The organism is Paraburkholderia sp. SOS3 (assembly GCF_001922345.1).
Classification (GTDB): Bacteria; Pseudomonadota; Gammaproteobacteria; order Burkholderiales; family Burkholderiaceae; genus Paraburkholderia.
This window is the reverse complement of record NZ_CP018811.1, coordinates 3,275,530-3,297,474: the sequence shown is the minus strand read 5'-3', so window position 1 is coordinate 3,297,474 and position 21,945 is coordinate 3,275,530. Positions and strand designations below refer to the sequence as shown.

Below are 21,945 nucleotides of genomic sequence, written 5' to 3'. Positions count from 1 at the left end.
TCTGTCAGGCCGGCAGGCGCGTCAGCTGCGCTGTAAGCTTGCCGATAGTGGTCTGGTATTCTGCCAGCCTTCTCTGCTCCTGCTCAACCACGGCGGCCGGCGCCTTCGCGACAAAGCTCTCGTTCTGGAGCTTGGCGTTACATTTCGATACTTCTGCGTTTAATCTCGCAATCTCTTTTGACAGCCGTTCGCGTTCGGCGGCGACATCGATTTCCACCTTCAGCACGAGCTTGTCAGTTCCTACGATAGCAATTGGCGCGCCATGCGCTTCCTTGTCGAGCTGCGCTTCGTCGTCGATGATGCGCACCTCGGACAGGCGGGCGAGCGCTTGCGCGTAGGGCGCGAACGTTTTGAGCCGCGCGGCGTTGCCGGTGGCGAGCAGCGGCACCTTCGTCGCCGGCGACAGGTTCATCTCGCCGCGCAGGTTGCGGCACGCATCGATCGCGGCCTTCAGATCGGCTGCCCACTGTTCGGCGGACTCGTCGATCTTCTTCGTTTCGGCAACCGGATACGGCTGCACCATGATCGATGCTTCGCCTTCGGCCACGCCGGCAGGGTAGGCGTCGGTCAGCGGCGCCACCTTCTGCCACAGTGCTTCGGTGATGAACGGAACGATCGGGTGCAGCAGGCGCAGCACCGCCTCGAGTACGCGCAGCAGTGTGCGGCGCGTCGCGCGCTGCTGTTCGGGCGTGCCCGTCTGCAACTGCACCTTCGCGAGTTCGAGGTACCAGTCACAGTATTCGTCCCAGACGAACTTATATAGGGCATTCGCCACATTGTCGAAACGATAGTCGGCGAAGCCCTTCGCGACTTCGGCCTCGACCCGCTGCAGCAGCGACACGATCCAGCGGTCCGCCTGCGAGAAATCGGTATAGCCGCCGGGGCCGCAATCGCCGGGCTGGCACGCGCCCGGCTTGCTGAAGCCGCAATCGTGGCCTTCGCAGTTCATCAGCACGAAGCGCGTGGCGTTCCACAGCTTGTTGCAGAAGTTGCGATAGCCCTCGCAGCGCGCGAGGTCGAAGTTCACGTTGCGGCCGAGCGTGGCCATCGACGCCATCGTGAAGCGCAGCGCATCGGTGCCGAATGCCGGAATGCCGTCGGGGAATTCCTTGCGCGTTTTCTTTTCGATGGTGGCCGCGCTTTTCGGGTTCATGAGCCCGGTCGTGCGCTTGGCGACCAGCGCGTCGAGTTCGATGCCGTCGACGATATCGAGCGGATCGAGCGTATTGCCCTTGCTCTTCGACATCTTCTGGCCTTCGTGGTCGCGCACGAGGCCGTGCACGTAGACCGTGTGAAACGGCACCTTGCCCGTGAAGTGCGTGGTCATCATGACCATGCGCGCGACCCAGAAGAAGATGATGTCGAAGCCCGTGACGAGCACGGACGACGGCAGGAACGCCTGCAGTTCGGGCGTTTGCGCGGGCCAGCCGAGCGACGAGAACGGCACGAGCGCCGACGAGAACCACGTGTCGAGCACGTCCTGGTCGCGCGTGAGCGGGCCCGTGTAGCCGCTTTGCGCTGCTTTGTCACGCGCGCCTTCCTCGGTGTGCGCGACGAACACTTCGCCGTTCTCGCCGTACCACGCGGGAATCTGATGGCCCCACCACAGTTGCCGCGAGATGCACCAGTCCTGGATGTTTTCGAGCCACTGGTAGTAGGTGGTGGTCCAGTTCTCGGGCACGAATCGGATCTCGCCGTTGCGCACGACGTCGAGCGCGGTCTGCGCGATCGATCGACCGGGATTGAACGTACCTTCAGGCGCCGGCTTGCTCATCGCGACGAACCACTGGTCGGTCAGCATCGGCTCGATCACGACGTTCGTGCGGTCGCCGCGCGGCACCATGAGCTTGTGCGGCTTGACCGATTCGAGCAGGCCGAGCTTTTCGAGGTCTTCCACGACGCGCTTGCGCGCCTCGAACCGGTCGAGGCCGCGATACGCTGGCGGCGCATTGTCGTTGATCTTCGCGTCGAGGGTGAGGATTTCGATTTGCGGCAGCTTGTGACGCTGGCCCACCTGATAGTCGTTGAAGTCGTGCGCGGGCGTTACCTTCACGACGCCGGTGCCGAATTCGCGGTCGACGTAGTCGTCGGCGATCACGGGAATCTCGCGACCGGCGAGCGGCAGCCTGACGGTCTTGCCGATCAGATGCGCGTAGCGTTGGTCTTCGGGATGCACCATCACGGCGACGTCGCCGAGCATCGTTTCGGGGCGTGTCGTGGCAACGGTCAGATGGCCGGAGCCGTCCGACAGCGGGTACTGGATGTGCCACAGGTGGCCGTTTTCCTCTTCGCTGACCACTTCGAGGTCCGACACCGCGGTGAGCAGCACCGGGTCCCAGTTCACGAGACGCTTGCCGCGATAGATGAGGCCCTGCTCATAGAGGCGCACGAATACGTCGACGACCGCGGGCGACATTTTGTCGTCCATCGTGAAGTATTCGCGCGACCAGTCGATCGATGCGCCGAGACGCCGCACCTGGTTCGTGATCGTCGAGCCCGACTCGTGCTTCCACGCCCATACGCGCTCGACGAACTTCTCGCGGCCGAGATCGTGGCGCGACACTTTCTGCGCATCGAGCTGCCGTTCGACGACGATCTGCGTGGCGATGCCGGCGTGGTCGGTGCCCGGCACCCACAGCGTGTTGTCGCCGAGCATGCGGTGATAGCGCGTCAGACCGTCCATGATGGTCTGATTGAACGCGTGGCCCATGTGCAGCGTGCCGGTGACGTTCGGCGGCGGCAATTGAATGGAGAAATTATGGCGGCCCGGCTGCATCGCGGGCGCGGCATAGCCGCGTTGTTCCCATTTGGGGCCCCATTCGGCCTCGATCGTGTGGGGCTCGAAGCTTTTGGCCAGCGTGCTGTCGCTCATTGTGGAAGTCTGCCGAAAAATGCGTGAAAAGATGCCCGAAACCTTGAATTATAAAGGCTGCGCGGCACGACAGGCCGTCACCTGGCCATTCGGCCAAGGCGACACCCGCCTGATGCGAGTGTCGGGCGGGACTTATAATGGCGGACGGCCTGGTCGCCACTGCCCGATCACTGCCCGATGCGCCGCTTTGCCGCTTGCCCGCTTTGTTGCCCTTTGTTGCCCTTTGCCCCCTCTGCCCGTCAGTGCGCTCATCTGTCTGCTCATCCGTCCGCCCATCCGACATGCCCGATCTGCTCGCCAACCTGAACCCCGAACAACTTGCCGCCGTCACGTTGCCGAACGAACCGGCGCTTATTCTGGCGGGCGCCGGCAGCGGCAAGACCCGCGTGCTGATCACGCGCATCGCATGGCTGATCCAGCACGGCTATGCGTCGCCGCCCACCGTGCTGGCGGTCACGTTCACGAACAAGGCCGCGCGCGAAATGATGGCGCGGCTGTCGGCGCTGCTGCCGATCGATACGCGCGGCATGTGGATCGGCACGTTCCACGGCCTGTGCAACCGGATGCTGCGCGCCCATTACCGCGACGCGGGCCTGCCGCAAACATTCCAGATTCTCGACACCGCGGACCAGCTGTCGGCGATCAAGCGCCTCATGAAAGGCCTCAACGTCGACGACGAAAAATATCCGGCGAAGAACCTGCAGTACTTCATCAACAATGCGAAGGAGCAGGGGCTGCGGCCGAAAGACGTCGACGCGACCGACAACTTCAACCGCAAGTTCGTCGAGCTCTATGAAGCCTACGAGCAGCAATGCCAGCGCGAAGGCGTGGTCGACTTTCCCGAGCTGCTGTTGCGCTGCTACGAGCTGCTTGCGCACAATGCGCCGCTGCGCGCGCACTACCAGGCGCGCTTCAGGCAAATCCTCGTCGACGAGTTCCAGGACACGAACAAGCTGCAATACGCATGGCTCAAGCTGCTCGCCGGCGAGCACAACGCGATCTTCGCGGTCGGCGACGACGACCAGTCGATCTACGCGTTCCGCGGCGCGAACGTCGGGAACATGCGCGACTTCGAGCACGAGTTCAAGGTCCGCAACCTGATCAAGCTCGAGCAGAACTACCGTTCGCACGGCCATATTCTCGATGCGGCGAACCACCTGATCGCGCACAACGCGCGGCGGCTCGGCAAGAACCTGCGCACGGATGCGGGGCACGGCGAACCGGTGCGCGTCTACGAGGCGGCCACCGATTCGCAGGAAGCGAGCTGGATCGTCGAAGAGATTCGCGCGCTGATCAATACCGGCTTGTCGCGCGGCGAGATCGCCGTGCTGTATCGAAGCAATGCGCAGTCGCGCGCGATCGAACACACGCTCGTCAATGTCGGCATTCCGTATCGCGTGTATGGCGGCCTGCGCTTTTTCGAACGCCAGGAAGTCAAGCACGCGCTCGCGTATCTGCGCCTCATCGACAATCCGAACGACGATACGGCGTTTGCGCGTGTCGTGAACTTTCCGGTGCGCGGTATCGGCGCACGCTCCATCGAACAACTGGCCGATGCGGCGCGCCTCTACAACTGCTCGCTGGCGGCGGCGATTCCGTACGTGACCGGCAAGGCCGGTTCGAGCCTCGGCGCGTTTGCGACCCTGATCGCGAAGATGCGCGCGGAAACGCAGCAGATGAGCTTGCCGGAAACGGTCGAGCATGTCGTGCGCGGCAGCGGTCTCGCCGATTTTTACCAGAACGAGCGCGAAGGGCAGGATCGTCTCGAGAACCTGCAGGAACTCGTCAATGCGGCGGCGGCGTTCGTCAGCGAAGAGGGCTACGGGCTCGATACGCCCGCGCGCTCGATTCCGCTGCGCCCGGGCGCGACGGCCGCGCCTGAAATCGCGGTCGAAACGGACGATCCGGGCAGCGTCGTGCTCGATCCGGCAGGCCCCGCGGATCCCGCGCAGAATCCCGACACGATGACGCCGCTCGCGGGCTTCCTGTCGCACGCGTCGCTCGAGGCCGGCGACAACCAGGCGCAGGCGGGCCAGGACGCCGTGCAGCTCATGACCGTGCATTCGGCGAAGGGTCTCGAATTCACCGCGGTGTTCATCACGGGTCTCGAAGAAGGGCTATTCCCGCACGAGAACAGCGCGATGGAAACGGACGGGCTCGAGGAAGAGCGGCGCCTGATGTATGTGGCGATCACGCGGGCGAAGGAGCGGCTTTATCTGTCCTTTGCGCAGAGCCGGATGCTGCATGGCCAGACGCGCTACAACATCCGCTCCCGGTTTTTCGACGAACTTCCGCAAGACACGCTAAAGTGGCTCACGCCGAAAGTCGAGGCCGGTTCGCGCTGGGGCGGCCGTTCGGACAATGCGGGCTGGGGCCGCGACTGGTTCGGGCGCTCGAACCGCGAAGACAACGGTTACGCGAACTACGACAGCGGCGCGCACGCGGCCCCGTTACCGGCTTTCGCGAACGAGCAGCGCGCGGTCGAAACGGGCTTTCGCGTGGGGCAACAGGTGTTCCATACGAAGTTCGGCGAAGGCACGATTACGGCGCTCGAAGGCGGCGGCTCCGACGGCAAGGCGCAGGTCAGATTCAAGCGGCATGGCGAGAAGTGGCTGGCACTCGCGGTCGCGAAATTACAGGCGGTGGAATGAGCGAAGCGAAGGATGCAGTAGCGAAGCAGACAGTGGCGCGTGGCGTTCAACGTGGCAGCGATGCCGAAGATGCCGGAACGCTGCGGCCTTTGGGCGTGATGGCGGCGCTGCCCGAAGAACTCGGCGACCTCGTCGCCGCGATGCGTGCCGAGGGTGACGTGCGCACCGTCGCGCACGGGCAGCGCGACTATCACGTCGGCACCGTGCACGGCGCGCCGTGCGTGGTGACACTGGCGCGCGTCGGCAAGGTCGCCGCCGCCGCGACGGTCAGCGCGCTGATTCACGCGTTCGATGTCGCGGCAGTCGTGTTCACCGGTGTGGCCGGCGGCGTGGGGCGCGACGTGCAGATCGGCGACGTGGTCGTCGCGCATACGCTGATGCAGCACGACCTCGACGCGTCGCCGCTGTTTCCGCGTTTCGAAGTGCCGTTGCTCGGCGTCGCGCGCTTTGCCGCCGATGCGCCGCTCGCCGAAGCGCTCGCCTCGGCATGCGAAGAATTCATCGCGCAGGAAGGCGGCGCGCTCGCCGAACGCTTCAGTACCGCGCGGCCCAGAGTGCATCGCGGTCTTGTGATCAGCGGCGATCAGTTTATTGCGAGCGCGGCGGCGGTCGACGCATTGCGCGCCGCGCTGCCCGATGCGCTCGCCGTCGAAATGGAAGGCGCGGCGATCGCGCAAGTCTGCTTCGAGTACGGCGTGCCGTGCGCGATCGTGCGTACGATTTCCGACACTGCCGACGTGCACGCCCCGGCGTCGTTCTCGACGTTTCTCGTCGAGATCGCCGGCACGTATTCGAGCGGGATCTTGCGGCGGTTCCTGCAAGCGCGCGGATAAGCGGTCGAATAAACGACCGCATAAGCGTCCGCATAACGTGCGGTAAGCAGCTTCAGGGCGAGGCCGGGGCCGACGCCCGCAGCGCGTCGCGAATCTGCTGCAGCGCGGCCGGGTCTTCGATCGTCGGCAAATCGCCGGGGTCGCGGCCCTCGGCGAGCGCCGCGATCGCGCGGCGCAGCAGCTTGCCCGAGCGCGTCTTCGGCAGCATCGACACGATATGCACGCGCGCCGGCCGCGCAATCGATCCCAACTGCCGGTCGACCGTCGCCGTGAGTTCCGCTTCGAGCTTCGCGCGTGCTTCAGGCGACGCGTAGCGGTCCGCATCGCGCAGCACCGTGAATGCAAGCGCGGCCTGCCCTTTCAGCGGATCGTTCACGCCGACCACCGCGACCTCGGCCACCGCGTGGTGGCCCGACAGCGCTTCTTCGATTTCGCGTGTGCCGAGGCGATGGCCGGCGACATTGATCACGTCGTCGGTACGGCCGAGGATCGTCACATAGCCGTCTTCGTCCTGCACGCCCCAATCGAAGGTCGAGTAGACGGTCTGGTTCGGCACGCCCGACCAGTAGGTATCGACAAAGCGCGCATCGTCGCCCCATACGGTCGACATGCAGCCCGGCGGCAGCGGATACGCAAGCGTGATCACGCCTTTTTCGCCGGGCCTGCAGGGCTCGCCCGTCACCTCGTCGCGCAGCGTCACGTGGTAGCCGTATACGGGCACGCCCGGCGAGCCGAGCTTCGGCGGCAGCGCTTCGACGCCGCGCTGGATCGCGAGAATCGGCCAGCCGGTTTCGGTCTGCCAGTAGTTGTCGACGACGGGCTTGCCAAGCGATTGCGCGACCCACGCGGCAGTCGGCTCGTCGAGCGGCTCGCCTGCGAGAAACAGCGTGCGCAGGCTCGACAGGTCGGCGGCTTGCATGAGCGCCGGGTCCTGCTTCTTGAGCACGCGCAACGCGGTTGGCGCGGTGAACATCAGATTGATTCCGTACTGCTCGACGAGCCGCCACCAGATGCCGCCGTCCGGACGGATCGGCGTGCCCTCGTACATCACGGTCGTCAGGCCCGCGATCAGCGGCGCATAGATGATGTAGCTGTGCCCGACGACCCAGCCGATGTCGGAGGCGGTGAACATCGTGTCGCCGGGGCGTCCTTCGAAGATGTATTCCATCGATGCGGCGAGCGCGACCGCATAGCCGCCGACGTCGCGCTGCACGCCTTTCGGGCGTCCGGTCGTGCCCGATGTGTACAGCACGTACGACGGCTCGTTCGATTCGAGCCATTCGCACGGCACGTGCGCGTCGAAGAACTGCTCGCGCAGCGGCTCGTAGTCGAGCAGATAGGGGGCACTGAACTTTTCCGGCGCGAGCTGGCGGTCGATCAGCAGCACGCGCGGCGTCTTGTGCGCGGCGCGCGACAACGCTTCGTCGATCAGCGGCGCGTAATCGATCACCTTGCCGGCGCGCGCGCCCGCGTCGGCGGTGACGATCAGCGCGGGCTTCGCATCGTCGATGCGCGCCGCGAGATTCGGCGCCGCGAAGCCGCCGAACACGACCGAGTGAATCGCCCCGAGCCGCGCGCACGCGAGCATCGCGAATGCCGCTTCGGGAATCATCGGCAAATAGATGAGCACGCGCTCGCCGCGTGCGACGCCGAGCGAACGCATGACCGCGGCCATGCGGTTCACTTCCGCGTACAGTTCGGCGTACGTATAGCGGCGCTCGATGCCGGTTTCGGTCGAGATATAGATGAGCGCCTGCTGCTGCGAACGGGCGGCGAGATGGCGGTCGACCGCGTTATGGCACAGATTCGTCCTGCCGCCTGTGAACCAGCGCGCGAACGGCGGCTTCGAGCGGTCGAGCACCGTGTCGAAAGGCGTGTGCCAGTGAATGCGGGCGGCCTCTTCGCGCCAGAACTCGTCGGGCGCTTCGATCGAACGGCGGTGGAATTCGCGGTAGCGGGTCATCGGCGGCCATCCTTTGGGCGGGCGGATCAAGGACAACGGCGTTCCGGCGAACGACGATGCGGCGCACGCAATCGGCATGCCGGTGCGGCGATGAGCACAGCATAGAGCAGGCGCGAACGCACGGACAACGCGGGTTCACCATGACACCGCGCAGTGAGAAAAGAGGGAGTGAGCGTCTGAAATATCTAACATTCGCGCCGCAACCGCGCGAAATGTCAGCGATATCTGTCACCGGCGGCCGCGATAAAAAAGGCGCCGCGAGTGCGGCGCCGCTGGCGACCACGATCGACCGTCCGGTCAGGCCTTCGCGCGCTTTCCTTCGATATCCGGCAGAAACACCGTGAGAATGCCGATCAGCGGCAGGAACGAGCAGACCTTGTACACGTAATCGATGCTCGTCGCGTCCGCAAGCTGGCCGAGCACCGCGGCGCCGACGCCGCCGAGGCCGAATGCGAAGCCGAAGAACAGCCCCGCGACCATGCCGACCTTGCCCGGAATCAGCTCCTGTGCGTAGACGAGAATCGCCGAGAACGCGGAGGCGAGCACGACGCCGATCACCACGGTCAGCACGCTGGTCCAGAACAGGTTGGCATAGGGCAGCAGCAGCGTGAACGGCGCCACGCCGAGAATCGACACCCAGATCACATACTTGCGGCCGATGCGGTCGCCGACCGGTCCGCCGATCACCGTGCCCGCCGCGACGGCCGCAAGGAACACGAACAGATGGATCTGCGCGGCCTGCACGGGCAGATGGAATTTGTCGATCAGATAGAACGTGAAGTAGCTGTTGATGCTCGCGAGATAGAAGTATTTCGAGAACACGAGCAGTACGAGCACGCTCATCGCGAATGCGATCTTGCCGCGCGGCAGCGTGGCATGCGCGACGCCCGCGCGCGCTTTTTTCGTGGCTGGATGATGCTTGTACCAGCGGCTCACCTGCGAGAGCACGACGATGCCGACCAGCGCCGCGAGCGAGAACCACGCGATGCTGCGCTGGCCATGCGGAATCACGATCAGCGCGGCGAGCAGCGGCCCGAGCGAGGTGCCCGCATTGCCGCCCACCTGGAACAGCGACTGCGCGAGGCCGTGACGGCCGCCCGACGCCATGCGCGCGACGCGCGACGATTCCGGGTGGAACACCGACGAGCCGCAGCCGACCAGCGCAGCCGCGACGAGCAGGATGCCGAAGTTCGGCGCAACCGACATCAGCAGCAGGCCGGCCAGCGTGAAACCCATGCCGACCGGCAGCGAGTACGGCTTCGGATGCTTGTCCGTATAGATACCGACGAGCGGCTGCAGCAGCGACGCGGTGATCTGATAGGTCAGCGTGATGAGGCCGATCTGCCCGAACGACAGCGCGAAGTTCGACTTCAGCATCGGATAGATCGCGAGGATCAGCGACTGGATCATGTCGTTCATCAGATGCGAGAAGCTGATCGCGCCGAGGATCGAATAGACGGTTTGCGGCACCTTTGCCGCGCTCGCCGCGACGGGAGTGGATGCGCCGCCAGCCTGGGCGCCGGCGAGGGCGCGTTTGTCGAGGCTCGTTTCCATGGGGGGCTTGAAGTTGGGGTGATCGGCACGGCCTTCGCGTTCCGGCAATGCCGCTGCAATGTCGACGAAGGATCGTATGCGATGGATTGTAATGTGGCCTGAGCCAGTTGTCCTGCCAAGATTTGTCGCGAATCGGACATGGTCACGTCGCGAAAAGCGCCTCGAACCGGACGCGGGCTGCGCGTCAGCAAGGGCTGACTGCGGGATTTTGGCCGTGTATAACACCGGTCGCGCGGCCCACGAGGCGGCGCACAGGGGCGACAGCCGGAACGCGCACGGCGACGGGCACAGACCTAAAGACCACCGCCGCTCTTGCCGTCAACCTGTCATGAAGTTGAAAGACCGCCGGAGCCGACCGTTCCGTCGGTCGGAACGGGGAAAGAACGATGAAAACAGTTGCACTGGGGACCCGGCGGGCCGGGCTATCGGTGAAGGCAACGCTGCGGCTCGCGTTTGCCGTGCTGCTGGCCGGCACACTCGCCATCGGCATATTCGCGCTGACGCAGATCAGCCGTCTGAACGGCTCGACGCAATCGATCTACGAGCAGGGCTATATCGCGAACCGCGCGGCCGAGGAAGCACGCGGGGAGATGCTGCGCGCGAGCCGCGCGCAGAAAATGCTGCTTACGGCGACCACCGCTAAAGAGCGCGAGGAACTCGGCACCGATATCGACAAGGGGCTCGCGGCACTGAGCGCTCACCTCAATACGCTCGGCCAGTATGCGAGCACGCCCGAGGCGATCGGTCAGCAGAAGAAATTCGCCGCGGCCGTCGCCACGTGGAGCACGCACCTGCGCGACTTCGTGAAGCTCGTGCAGGCGCAGTCGCTCGATCTGTCGCAGATGAACTGGCAGGTCGGCATGCAGGATGTCTCGCTGCTCGTCGAAACCGGCAAGCTCGAAAAACTCGTCGACGGCCTCGTCGCGCAGCAGGGCACGGCCGCGAAGGCGACGATCGGCGCGTCCGCGTTTATCTTCCGCTCGTCGTTCGTGATGATCGCGGCCGCGACGCTCGCGCTGATCGTGCTTGCGTTCGTCATCGGCGAATGGGTCGTGCGCCGTCTTGTGCGGCAGCTCGGCGGCGAGCCCGTCTACGCGAAGGAAATCGCATCGCGCATCGCCGCGGGCGATCTGTCGAATGCGATCGCGCTCGGCAAGCGCGACACGTCGAGCATGCTATGCGCGCTCTCCGACATGCAAAGCGGCCTGTCGACGACGGTCGCCGATATCGCCGCGAGCGCCGAGGCCATCGCATCCGCGTCGAGCGAGATATCGACGGGCAATCTCGACCTGTCGCACCGCACCGAACAGCAGGCGGTGGCGCTCGAGCGTACCGCGAGCAGCATGGAACAACTGACCTCGACGGTACGGCAGAACGCCGACAACGCGAAGCAGGCGCGCACGCTCGCCGATAACGCATCGTCGATCGCGGAGCAGGGCGGCGACGTGGTCGGCCGCGTGGTCGCGACGATGAACGAGATCAACGACAGCGCCAAAAGCATCGGCGACATCATCGGCGTGATCGAGGGCATCGCGTTCCAGACCAACATCCTGGCGCTCAATGCGGCGGTCGAAGCGGCGCGGGCGGGCGAAGATGGCCGCGGCTTCTCGGTCGTCGCGGGCGAAGTGCGCAATCTCGCGCAGCGCAGCGCGTCGGCCGCGAAGGAGATCAAGGCGCTGATCGGCGCCTCGGTCGAGCGCGCGAACAACGGCTCGCAACTGGCGCAGGACGCGGGGCAGACGATGGACGAAGTCGTCAAGGCCGTGAAGCGCGTGACCGACATCATGGGCGAGATTTCCGCCGCGTCGGCCGAGCAGAGTTCGGGCATCGAAGAAATCAACCTCGCGGTTTCGCAGATGGATGCGGGCACGCAGCAGAACGCGGCGCTCGTCGAGCAGGCGAGCGCGGCCGCGAAGTCGCTCGACGATCAGGCGCGCGCGTTAAAGCAGATGGTGGGCAAGTTCCGGCTGCGCTAGTCGCGTCAGCGTCGATGCAGCGCCGCGAGGCGCCGCGCCCATGCCGGTATCGCGGCGGCGTAAAACGCGTCGAGCGAAGCGCGCGCGCCGGCCCCGGGTTCGAGCCCCAGATGGCTGGCCGCCGCATGCAGCGCGTCGAGCGGCCGGCTCGCATCGAGCGCCTGCGCGCCGGTCTGCTTGCTGAGCTTCTCGCCTGCTTCGTTGACGACCACGGGCACGTGCAGATACGACGGTGTCGGCACGCGCAGGCAGCGCTGCAGATAAATCTGGCGCGCGGTCGAATCGAGCAGATCGGCGCCGCGCACGACGTGCGTGATGCCGGCATCGGCATCGTCGACGACGACCGCCAGCTGATATGCCCATTGGCCGTCCGCGCGAAACAGCACGAAGTCGCCGACTTCGGTTGCGAGGTTCTGGCTTTGCGGGCCTTGCCAGCGGTCGTCGAAGCGGATGACTTCCGGTTCGTGCGCGGCGCTGTCGGGCACGCGCAAGCGCCACGCACGCGGCGCCTTACCGTGCAGACCGTCGCGGCACGTGCCCGGATACGCGAGCGTCGTATGCCGCGCATGCGCGCGCACGAGCGAATCGGCGATTTCCTTTCTTGTGCAGCCGCACGGATAAACGAGGTCCGTGGTGGCCTGCAGTTGCGCGAACGCCTGTTCGTAGCGCGCGGTGCGCCGACTTTGCCAGACCGGCGGTTCGTCCGCGCGCATGCCGAAGTATTCGAGCGTCGCGAGGATATCTTCCGCGGCCCCGGGCACCGTGCGTGGTCCGTCGATATCGTCGATGCGCACGAGCCAGCGGCCGCCGTGCGCGCGCGCATCGAGCCAGCTGGCGAGCGCGCTGACGAGCGAACCGAAATGCAGCGGGCCGGTGGGGGAGGGGGCGAAGCGTCCGCGGTACGTCATCGCGGCGCGGATGCGGCGCCGCGCATCGCGACCGATCGCATCGTCTGGTGCTGCGTGGCGTCGCGCCGCATCGCGCCGTCGCTCAGGCGGCGCGCGCGCCGTCACGCTGCGGATGGCACGCAGCGCAGGTTTTGCCCGGCACGTAGAGCGGCGACTGCTGCCCTTCGGGCGTGACCACCGCGCGGCAGCCGAAGCATTGCACGGTCGCCGTCGGCGCGAGCGTCGGGTCGAGCGCGGTGCGGTAATCGAACACGAAGCACTCGCCGTGGTAATGCGCGCCGCCCACTTCCTCGAAGTACTTCAGAATGCCGCCCTCGAGCTGATAGACGTGGTCGATGCCGACGTCCTTCATATGGATCGCGGCCTTCTCGCAGCGGATGCCGCCCGTGCAGAACGACACGATCGTCTTGCCTTCGAGGTCCGCGCGATTGCGTTCGATCACGTCCGGAAACTCGCTGAACTTCGTGATGCGGTAGTCGAGCGCGTGATCGAACGTGCCGACGTCGACCTCGAACGCATTGCGCGTATCGAGCATCACGACCGGGCGCCCCGCATCGTCGTGGCCGCGATCGAGCCAGCCCTTCAGCGTGCGCGCATCGACCGACGGCGCGCGGCCGAGCTCGGGCTGGATCGCAGGCTTCTTCATCGTGATGATTTCGCGCTTGAGCTTGACGAGCATCCGGCGAAACGGCTGCGCGTCGGACACGCTTTCCTTGAACTGCAGGCTCGCGAACTTGCCTTCGAAAAGCGGATCGCGGCGGATGTAGTCGATAAACGTGCGCACGTTGTCATGCGTGCCCGCGATAAACAGATTGATGCCCTCCGGCGCAAGCAGGATCGTGCCGCGCAGGCCGAGCGCGTTGCAGCGTTCGGTGACGAGCGGACGCCATGCCGCGATCGCATCGAGCGTCACGAACTGGTAGGCGGAAAGATTGAGAATACTCATGGTGATTCAGGGGGCTGCCGTCCGGGAAACCGCGCATAACCGTGGAAAATCGCGCACAACCCGCGCAGAACCACGGATAACTGCGGTGAGGGGACGGCCGCCCGCAACAGGCAAACCCGTATTATCCCTCATCCGGCGGATGCGCCGGAAGCGGCGCGGGGCCCGCCGACCGGCGGCGCCGCACGGCCGGCAATCTGACCGGCCGTTTGCCCTATAACGAACGGCCTATTGCGCGGGGGCGCGAGTTACAATACCGCCCATGTCAGATCCCCGCTTCGTCCACCTCCGCGTCCACTCCGAGTTCTCGATTGCCGACGGCATCGTGCGTCTCGAAGACGTTGTCGCCGCCGCGGCAAAAGACGCTCAGGGCGCGCTCGCGCTCACCGACCTCGGCAATGCATTCGGCCTCGTCCGTTTCTATAAGGAAGCGCGCGGCAAAGGGGTTAAACCGATCGCCGGCTGCGATGTCTGGATCATGAATCCGGCCGACCGCGACAAGCCGTCGCGACTGCTGCTGCTCGTCAAGGACCGGCGCGGTTATCTGAATCTTTGCGAATTGCTGACGAAGGCATGGCTGACGAACCAGTATCGCGGCCGCGCGGAAGTCGACGCCGCATGGCTCGAGGGCGGACTTGCCGAAGGGCTGCTCGCGCTGTCGGGTGCACAGCAGGGCGACATCGGCATCGCATTCGCGGCCGGCAACGACGAAGCGGCCAGACGCAATGCCGGGCGCTGGGCGCGCATTTTCCCGAACGGTTTCTATATCGAGCTGCAACGCTGCGGCCAGCCGGGCGGCGAAGCGTATGTGCAGCAGGCGGTCGCGCTTGCGGCGTCGCTGAAACTGCCGGTCGTCGCGACGCATCCGCTGCAGTTCATGACGCCCGACGATTTCACCGCGCACGAGGCACGCGTGTGCATTTCGGAAGGCGATATTCTCGCGAATCCGCGGCGCCCGAAGCGCTTCACGACCGGTCAGCACTTTCGTACGCAGGATGAAATGGCCGCGCTGTTCGCCGACATTCCGTCCGCGCTTGCGAACACGGTTCAGATCGCGAAACGCTGCAACCTGACGCTCGAACTCGGCAAGCCGAAGCTGCCGCTTTTCCCGACGCCGGACGGCATGTCGCTCGACGACTACCTCGTGCAGTTGTCGAAGGAAGGGCTCGAAAAGCGCCTCGAGCAGCTGTTCCCCGACGAGGCCACGCGCGACGCGCAGCGCGAAACGTACTATGCGCGGCTCGACTTCGAGTGCGGCACGATCATCAAGATGGGCTTTCCCGGCTACTTCCTGATCGTCGCGGACTTCATCAACTGGGCGAAGAACAACGGCGTGCCGGTCGGTCCGGGCCGCGGTTCGGGCGCGGGCTCGCTCGTCGCGTACGCGCTTGGCATTACCGACCTCGATCCGCTGCGCTACAACCTGCTGTTCGAACGTTTTCTGAATCCGGAGCGGGTGTCGATGCCCGACTTCGATATCGACTTCTGCCAGCACGGCCGCGATCGCGTGATCCAGTACGTGAAGGAGAAGTACGGCGCCGATGCCGTGTCGCAGATCGCGACGTTCGGCACGATGGCCGCGAAGGCGGCGGTGCGCGATATCGGCCGCGTGCTCGATCTCGGCTACATGTTCACCGACGGCGTCGCGAAGCTGATTCCGTTCAAACCCGGCAAGCATGTGACGATTGCCGACGCGATGAAGGAAGAGCCGCTGTTGCAGGAGCGCTTCGATAACGAAGACGAAGTGCATCAGCTGCTCGAACTCGCGCAGCGCGTCGAGGGCCTCACGCGTAACGTCGGCATGCACGCGGGCGGCGTGCTGATCGCGCCCGGCAAGCTCACCGATTTTTGCCCGCTTTACACGCAAGGCGACGAAAGCGGCGTGGTCAGCCAGTACGACAAGGACGACGTCGAAGCGGTCGGCCTCGTCAAGTTCGACTTTCTGGGCCTCACCACGCTGACCATCCTCGACTGGGCCGAGCGGTATATCCGCAGGCTCGATCCGTCGAAGGAGAACTGGTCGCTCGCACAAGTGCCGCTCGACGATCCGGCCTCGTTCACGATCCTCAAGAAGGCCAACACGGTCGCCGTGTTCCAGCTGGAAAGCCGCGGCATGCAAGGCATGCTGAAAGACGCGCAGCCGGACCGCTTCGAGGACATCATCGCGCTCGTCGCGCTGTATCGCCCGGGGCCGATGGACCTGATCCCGAGCTTCTGCGCGCGCAAGCATGGACGCGAAACGGTCGAGTATCCGGACCCGCGCGTCGAGCCTGTTCTGAAAGAGACCTACGGCATCATGGTCTACCAGGAGCAGGTGATGCAGATGGCGCAGATCATCGGCGGCTATTCGCTCGGCGGCGCCGACCTGCTGCGCCGCGCGATGGGCAAGAAAAAGCCCGAGGAAATGGCGAAGCATCGCGAGATTTTCGCCGAGGGTGCCGCGAAAAACGGTCTCACGCGCGCAAAGTCCGACGAGATCTTCGACCTGATGGAGAAGTTCGCGGGCTACGGCTTCAACAAGTCGCACGCGGCTGCGTACGCGCTGCTCGCCTACTACACGGCGTGGCTCAAGGCGCACCATCCGGCCGAATTCATGGCGGCCAACATGTCGCTCGCGATGGACGACACGGACAAGGTCAAGATCCTGTTCGAAGACTGCATCGCCAACAAGATGTCGGTGCTGCCGCCCGACATCAATCTGTCCGCGTATCGCTTCGAGCCGGTCGCCGAAGCCGACGGCAAACGCTCGCGCACGATCCGCTACGGGCTTGGCGCGATCAAGGGCAGCGGGCAGAACGCGATCGAAGAAATCCTGCGTGCGCGCGAGGAAAGACCTTTTACCGATCTGTTCGATTTCTGCGCGCGCATCGACCGGCGCATCGTCAATCGCCGCACGATCGAAGCGCTGATTCGCGCGGGCGCGTTCGACACGCTGCACGCGAATCGCGCGCAACTGCTCGCGTCGGTGTCGCTCGCGATGGAGGCGGCCGATCAGGCGAGCGCGAACGCGATGCAGGCGGGTCTCTTCGATATGGGCGACGATTCGCCGTCGCAAGGCCACGAACTCGTCGACGAGCCGGCATGGTCCGACAAGCGGCGGCTGCAGGAAGAAAAAAGCGCACTCGGCTTCTACCTGTCGGGGCATCTGTTCGATGCGTACAAGGACGAGGTGCGCCGCTTCGTGCGGCAGAAGATCGGCGAGCTCAAGGAGGGCCGCGACAAGCTCGTGGCCGGCGTGATCTCGTCGCTGCGCACGCAGATGACGCAGCGCGGCAAGATGCTGATCGCGCTGCTCGACGATGGCACGGGCCAGTGCGAAGTGACGATCTTCAACGAGCAGTTCGAAGCGAACAAGCAACTGTTCAAGGAAGACGAACTGCTCGTCGTGCACGGGCAGGCGCGTAACGATGCGTTTACGGGCGGCATCCGTTTCACTGTCGATACGCCGATGGACCTCGGCGGCGCGCGCAGCCGCTACGCGCAAGCCGTGAAGGTGCAGATGAACGGCAATGCCGATGCGCATGCGTTGCGGCGCGTGCTCGAAGCGTACAGCGCGGCGGCCGATGCGGCGAGCGGGGCCGGTGACGAGCGGGCTTCTGCTTCTGCTTCCGGTGCGCGTGGGCGCGGCGCCAACGGCGGCGGCCGCGCATATGGCAACGGTGGCAACGGCCATGGCGGCTACGACAATGGCCGCGGGCAACGCGCCTCGGCGCCGGCGCCGAACGGCCTTGCCGTGCAGATCGTCTATCGCAGCGAACATGCGGAAGGCGAAGTGCGCCTCGGCGACGCGTGGCGCGTGAAGCCGACCGATGAATTGCTCGCGGCGCTGCGTGGCGAATTCGCCGACAGCGCGATCGAAATCGTCTATTGAAGGTGTCGAAGCGGTCGAAGCCGTCGAAGCCGTCGCTTAACAGCGCGGGCCGTGCGCGCTGTCCCGCAGCGCGCGTCGCTACCCGCGCGGTGCTCGCGTGCCGAGATGCGCGAGCTTCAGAAACCGGTAGTACACCGTTTCGGCGTTGAACACCGCGATCATGAAGCCGGCGCGACCGTCGAGAAAGCCGAGGCGCAGCACGTACGTTCGCACGAACGCCCATGCGCCGCGCGCAAGCGCCTTGCCGAAGCCGGCGCGCTGGCCTGCCGCATGACGTTGCATCGCGCCTGCCGTCGAATACGCGTCGAGCTTGCGCAGCACGGTTTCGAGGTCTTCGTACGAGTAATGCAGCAGCTTGCCCGACAACCGCTCGATCGGTGTGTCGAATACGAGCCGCTCGTGCACGAGGTCATCGGAGAAGCGCGCGGCGCTGCGCCTGAAAAGACGCGGAATCCAGTCCGGATACCAGCCGCAGTGACGAATCCAGTGGCCGCAGAACGACGACAGCCGGTCGATCGCATAGACGTCCGCGCGCGGTGCGGCGAGGGCGGCGGCAATCGATGCCGCGAGCTCCGGCGTCACGACTTCGTCGGCGTCGATCGACAGAACCCAGGTGGTCGAGAGCGCGTCGAGCGCGCGGTTCTTTTGCGGGCCGAAACCAGGCCAGTCGGGGTCGATCACGACGCGCGCGCCGTGCGCCTGCGCGATCTCCACGGTCGTATCGGTGCTGCCGCCGTCGATCACGACGATCTCGTCGGCGAACGCGACCGACTGCAAGCATTGCGCAAGCCGCAAAGCGGCGTTTTTCGTGATGATCGCGACACCGAGAGAGGGTTCGTTCATGCGTGATGGCGGCGGTGGGCGTGCTGGGTCGCGGGGTCGCGGGGTCGCGCAAGTATACAATGCTGTTTTTGTTTGCCGGACAGCGAAGTGACGCATTTGCGCGCATCCGCGGTGCGGTTGTGGTGCGCATGCGATGCACGCAGCAAGGCCATGGTCGAGCCATGCGCCGGTCCGCTAATTCTGAGGAAGTCTTGAGCGCAAAGCCTACGTTAAGCAAACCGATCGGATCCGGTCAGGCGTCGTCCGCCATGATCGTTTGGCGCAAGCTCTGGCCGTACCTGAAGCCGCTTTTCTGGGTCGTCGTCGGGGCAATCGCCGCGATGGCGGCAAGCGCCGCCACCGACGCCGCGATTCCCGCGCTGCTCAAGCCGTTGCTCGACCATGGTTTCGGCGCGCACGGCAGCGACCGCGCCAAATGGTTCGTGCCGATGGCGATAATTGGCCTTGCGCTCGTGCGCAGCACGTCGCAATACGCGTCCGGCTATCTGCTCGCGTACGTGTCGAACCGCGTGCTGCTCGACCTGCGGCTCAAGATGTTCGAACGCATGCTTCACACCAGCGTTGCGTTCTTCCAGCGCGAGACGGCGAGCACGGTCATCAATGCGATCGTGTTCGAGGTGAACCAGATTCTGAACGTGCTGCTCGGCGTGCTCGTCACGCTCGTGCGCGATTCGCTGACCGTGCTGTTCCTGCTCGGCTATCTGTTCTATCTGAACTGGCGCCTGACGCTGATCGTGGCCGTGCTGCTGCCGACCATCGGCTGGCTCGTCGGCAAGATCAACCGGCGGCTGCGGCGCCTGAACCGCGAGCATCAGCTGCTCACGAACGAACTGTCGTACATCGTCGAGGAAACCGTCGGCGGCTATAAGGTCGTCAAGGTGCACAACGGCGAGCAGTACGAGATGGACCGCTTCACCGAAATGAGCAAGCGCCTGCGCGGCTATTCGATGCGGATGCAGGTCTCGGGCGGCCTCGCACAGCCGCTCACGCAATTTCTCGCGTCGATCGCGCTGGCGGTCGTCGTGACCATTGCCGTGGTGCAATCGACGGCCGACCAGACGACGGTCGGCGGCTTCGTCGCCTTCGTGACCTCGATGCTGCTGATCATCTCGCCGCTCAAGCATCTGATGGACGTCAACCAGCCGCTGCAGCGCGGCATGACGGCCGCGGAGCTGATCTTCGGACTCATCGACGAACCGCCCGAGCCGGCCGGCGGCGGACTGCCGCTCGACCGCGCGAGCGGCGAGGTCGAGTTTCGCGACGTTTCGTTCGCCTATGGCACGAGCGGGCCGATGCAGCGCCAGACGCTCGATCAGGTGTCGTTCAAGGTCGCGCCCGGCGAAATGGTCGCGCTCGCGGGGCCGTCGGGTAGCGGCAAGACCACGCTCGTGAATCTGCTGCCGCGCTTTTTCGATCCGTCGAGCGGCGAGATTCTCGTCGATGGCGTGGCGTTGCCCGAGTACGGCATTCATGCGCTGCGCAGCCAGATCGCGATGGTGAGCCAGGACGTCGTGCTGTTCAACGACTCGATCGCGAGCAACGTCGCGTACGGGCAGACGCCCGATCGCGACCGCGTCGTAGCGGCGCTGCGTGCGGCGAACCTGTGGGATACCGTGGAAGCGATGGCCAACGGCATCGATACGCTGGTCGGCGATAACGGCATGATGCTGTCGGGCGGACAGCGGCAGCGCCTTGCGATCGCGCGCGCGATTTACAAGGATGCGCCGATCCTCATCCTCGACGAAGCAACCTCGGCGCTCGATTCCGAGTCGGAGCGCCATGTGCAGGCGGCGCTCGAAACGCTGATGAAAGGCCGCACGACGCTCGTCATCGCACACCGGCTCTCGACGATCGAGCGCGCCGACCGCATTCTCGTGATGGAAGCGGGGCGCATCGTCGAGCGCGGCACGCATCGCGAACTGCTGGTGCATAACGGGCTCTATGCGCATCTGCATCGGATCCAGTTCCAGCAGAACGCCGCGTGACCGTGAAGATCGGCATCTCCAGTAACGCGCTGAAACACAGCGGCGGCCTCGAGCGCTACGCGATGGATCTCGTGCGCGGTTTCGTTGCGGCCGGCGTGACGCCGGAGTTTTTTGCGCGGCGCTTCGACGCGTCGTTGCCGGAAGCCGCGATGGTGCACGCGCATCGGATCAACGTGTCTTTTCTGCCGGGCAAGTGGCGCGACGGCTGGTTTTCGCGCCGTTTGCGCGCGGCGCGGCGCAACGCCGGCGTCGACGTGCTGATCGGCGTCAATCGGGTCGATTCGTCGGAAATTGCGATTTGCGGCGGCACGCACCTGGGCTTTCTGCGCGCGACGGGCCGGCGGCACAAAGGCTCCGACGTCAGGCAGATTGCGCTCGAACGCAGCCAGTACGCGCATGCGAAACTGATCGTCGCGCACTCGCAGCTGATGCGCGACGAGCTGCGCGAACTCTACGGCATCGCCGATGCGAAGATCGAAGTGCTGTATCCGCCTGTGGACGACGCGCGCTTTTCTCCGGTCGGCGCGGACGAGCGCGCGGCACTGCGCAAGCGGTTCGGTTTTGCCGATCACGAAATCGTACTGCTGTTTCCGTCGAGCAGCCACGACCGCAAGGGCTTGCCGCTGATCGAGGCCGCATTGCGCGAGCTCGACGCGCCTTTCGTGCTAGCCGTTGCCGGACGTCCGCCCGAGCGCGTCGATGCGCGCGTGCGCCATCTCGGCTACGCGAGAAATATCGAAGACTGCTATCGCGCCGCGGACTTCACGATTCTCGCGTCGAAGTACGAGCCGTTCGGCCTCGTCGGTATCGAATCGGTGATGTGCGGCACGCCGGTGGTTTTTCCGACCACGCTCGGCTGCTGCACGGCGATTGCGCCGCACGCGAAGCATACGTTCGAACCCGGCGACGCGGCCGACTTGCGCGCGACGCTCGAGCGTATTGCGCGGCAACGTGCGCAAACGGGTGGCGCGGCTTCGGCTTCGTCGGCGGACGTCGCGCGCGGCGGCGTGCTTTACGACACGCGCATCGCAAGCCATGTCGAGGCGCTGCTGCGCGCCGCGACGCGCATCGTCGGGCGCCGTTGATTCTTATCGCTTGCGGACGCTCGTTGTTGCTTGCCGTCGCTCGTTGTTGCTTGTTGTCGCTTTCCACCGATTTTTGCCGCGTCGTGCGCGAGGCCGCACGGTGCTCGCGCACGCCGCGAGGCCCGCTCAAGTCGTGGCTCGAGCAGGGTACATGTTATGATCGGTCGTTCGTGTTTTGGCCTTTTTCCGGTCTGTCGTTCGGGCGAATTCCGTGTTGTTTCCGGCATTTCGCTTGTTTCGTCAGGCACATTCCGTCAGGCGCCATCTCACCTGGCTTGAATCGCCATACGGTCGCACTGACGGACCGGCCGAACATCGAAGCCTGCTGTAAATGTGTGCCGACTTTTTGGGATATACCCGGTTCGCGTGCCGCGTGAAGCGGCCGTTCAGATTGAAACCGCTGAAGAAGTAAGCAGGGGAATGCGGCTTCTTGCCGGATAACGGCGTACAGCAAGATGACA

12 protein-coding genes are annotated in these 21,945 nt (G+C 65.1%); 6 read left to right on the top strand and 6 right to left on the bottom strand.

Translation table 11 applies throughout. From position 1 onward, the window contains the following. Nucleotides 1–4 precede the first annotated feature (4 nt). The gene (locus BTO02_RS14700; protein WP_075157658.1) at nt 5–2,872 is read right to left on the bottom strand and encodes a valine--tRNA ligase; all 2,868 of its coding nucleotides are present in this window, start codon (nt 2,870–2,872) and stop codon (nt 5–7) included. Nucleotides 2,873–3,153: 281 nt separating this feature from the next. Between BTO02_RS14700 and BTO02_RS14695 the strand changes: the two genes are divergently transcribed. Together BTO02_RS14695 and BTO02_RS14690 are read left to right on the top strand one after the other, a co-directional pair. Beyond that, entirely contained in the window at nt 3,154–5,523 is a 2,370-nt protein-coding gene (locus tag BTO02_RS14695) for a UvrD-helicase domain-containing protein (RefSeq protein ID WP_075157657.1), read from the top strand. Nucleotides 5,524–5,621: 98 nt separating this feature from the next. After that, a complete protein-coding gene (locus tag BTO02_RS14690) occupies nt 5,622–6,356 on the top strand; it encodes a 5'-methylthioadenosine/adenosylhomocysteine nucleosidase (RefSeq protein WP_075158883.1) in 735 nt (244 codons plus the stop codon). Between the two features lie 52 nt (nt 6,357–6,408). Here BTO02_RS14690 and BTO02_RS14685 read toward each other — a convergent pair whose 3' ends face one another. Together BTO02_RS14685 and BTO02_RS14680 are read right to left on the bottom strand one after the other, a co-directional pair. Continuing rightward, nucleotides 6,409–8,319, bottom strand: a complete 1,911-nt coding sequence (locus BTO02_RS14685; RefSeq protein WP_075158882.1) for a propionate--CoA ligase — start codon at nt 8,317–8,319, stop codon at nt 6,409–6,411. Nucleotides 8,320–8,616: 297 nt separating this feature from the next. Next, on the bottom strand, nt 8,617–9,873 hold the full coding sequence (locus BTO02_RS14680; RefSeq protein WP_075157656.1) for an MFS transporter: 1,257 nt from the start codon (nt 9,871–9,873) through the stop codon (nt 8,617–8,619). A 386-nt stretch (nt 9,874–10,259) separates the two neighbouring features. Between BTO02_RS14680 and BTO02_RS14675 the strand changes: the two genes are divergently transcribed. After that, nucleotides 10,260–11,849, top strand: a complete 1,590-nt coding sequence (locus BTO02_RS14675; protein WP_075157655.1) for a methyl-accepting chemotaxis protein — start codon at nt 10,260–10,262, stop codon at nt 11,847–11,849. Nucleotides 11,850–11,854: 5 nt separating this feature from the next. Here the strand turns inward: BTO02_RS14675 and gluQRS are convergent, their stop codons facing one another. Together gluQRS and BTO02_RS14665 are read right to left on the bottom strand one after the other, a co-directional pair. Continuing rightward, entirely contained in the window at nt 11,855–12,757 is a 903-nt protein-coding gene (gene gluQRS, locus BTO02_RS14670) for a tRNA glutamyl-Q(34) synthetase GluQRS (RefSeq protein WP_075158881.1), read from the bottom strand. Between the two features lie 82 nt (nt 12,758–12,839). Beyond that, nucleotides 12,840–13,703 (bottom strand): sulfurtransferase, encoded by an 864-nt coding sequence (locus BTO02_RS14665; RefSeq protein ID WP_075157654.1) that lies wholly within the window; start codon nt 13,701–13,703, stop codon nt 12,840–12,842. Nucleotides 13,704–13,953: 250 nt separating this feature from the next. Here BTO02_RS14665 and dnaE point away from each other — a divergent pair, with 250 nt between their 5' ends. Next, the gene (gene dnaE, locus BTO02_RS14660; RefSeq protein WP_075157653.1) at nt 13,954–17,571 is read left to right on the top strand and encodes a DNA polymerase III subunit alpha; all 3,618 of its coding nucleotides are present in this window, start codon (nt 13,954–13,956) and stop codon (nt 17,569–17,571) included. Between the two features lie 78 nt (nt 17,572–17,649). Here dnaE and BTO02_RS14655 read toward each other — a convergent pair whose 3' ends face one another. Beyond that, nucleotides 17,650–18,414: a glycosyltransferase family 2 protein gene (locus BTO02_RS14655; protein WP_075157652.1), complete on the bottom strand. Its 765-nt coding sequence runs from the start codon at nt 18,412–18,414 to the stop codon at nt 17,650–17,652. 191 nt (nt 18,415–18,605) lie between these two features. Between BTO02_RS14655 and msbA the strand changes: the two genes are divergently transcribed. Together msbA and BTO02_RS14645 are read left to right on the top strand one after the other, a co-directional pair. Beyond that, nucleotides 18,606–20,399: a lipid A export permease/ATP-binding protein MsbA gene (gene msbA, locus BTO02_RS14650; protein WP_075158880.1), complete on the top strand. Its 1,794-nt coding sequence runs from the start codon at nt 18,606–18,608 to the stop codon at nt 20,397–20,399. A gap of 2 nt (nt 20,400–20,401) precedes the next feature. After that, complete coding sequence (locus BTO02_RS14645; RefSeq protein ID WP_075158879.1) at nt 20,402–21,484, top strand: glycosyltransferase family 4 protein; 1,083 nt, start codon at nt 20,402–20,404, stop codon at nt 21,482–21,484. Nucleotides 21,485–21,945: the final 461 nt, after the last annotated feature.

Bases quoted from the DNA above. Each gene is read 5' to 3' on its own strand.
- BTO02_RS14700 (WP_075157658.1), bottom strand. From the start codon at position 2,872: ATGAGCGACAGCACGCTGGCCAAAAGCTTCGAGCCCCACACGATCGAG.
- BTO02_RS14695 (WP_075157657.1), top strand. From the start codon at position 3,154: ATGCCCGATCTGCTCGCCAACCTGAACCCCGAACAACTTGCCGCCGTC.
- BTO02_RS14690 (WP_075158883.1), top strand. From the start codon at position 5,622: ATGGCGGCGCTGCCCGAAGAACTCGGCGACCTCGTCGCCGCGATGCGT.
- BTO02_RS14685 (WP_075158882.1), bottom strand. From the start codon at position 8,319: ATGACCCGCTACCGCGAATTCCACCGCCGTTCGATCGAAGCGCCCGAC.
- BTO02_RS14680 (WP_075157656.1), bottom strand. From the start codon at position 9,873: ATGGAAACGAGCCTCGACAAACGCGCCCTCGCCGGCGCCCAGGCTGGC.
- BTO02_RS14675 (WP_075157655.1), top strand. From the start codon at position 10,260: ATGAAAACAGTTGCACTGGGGACCCGGCGGGCCGGGCTATCGGTGAAG.
- gluQRS (WP_075158881.1), bottom strand. From the start codon at position 12,757: ATGACGTACCGCGGACGCTTCGCCCCCTCCCCCACCGGCCCGCTGCAT.
- BTO02_RS14665 (WP_075157654.1), bottom strand. From the start codon at position 13,703: ATGAGTATTCTCAATCTTTCCGCCTACCAGTTCGTGACGCTCGATGCG.
- BTO02_RS14655 (WP_075157652.1), bottom strand. From the start codon at position 18,414: ATGAACGAACCCTCTCTCGGTGTCGCGATCATCACGAAAAACGCCGCT.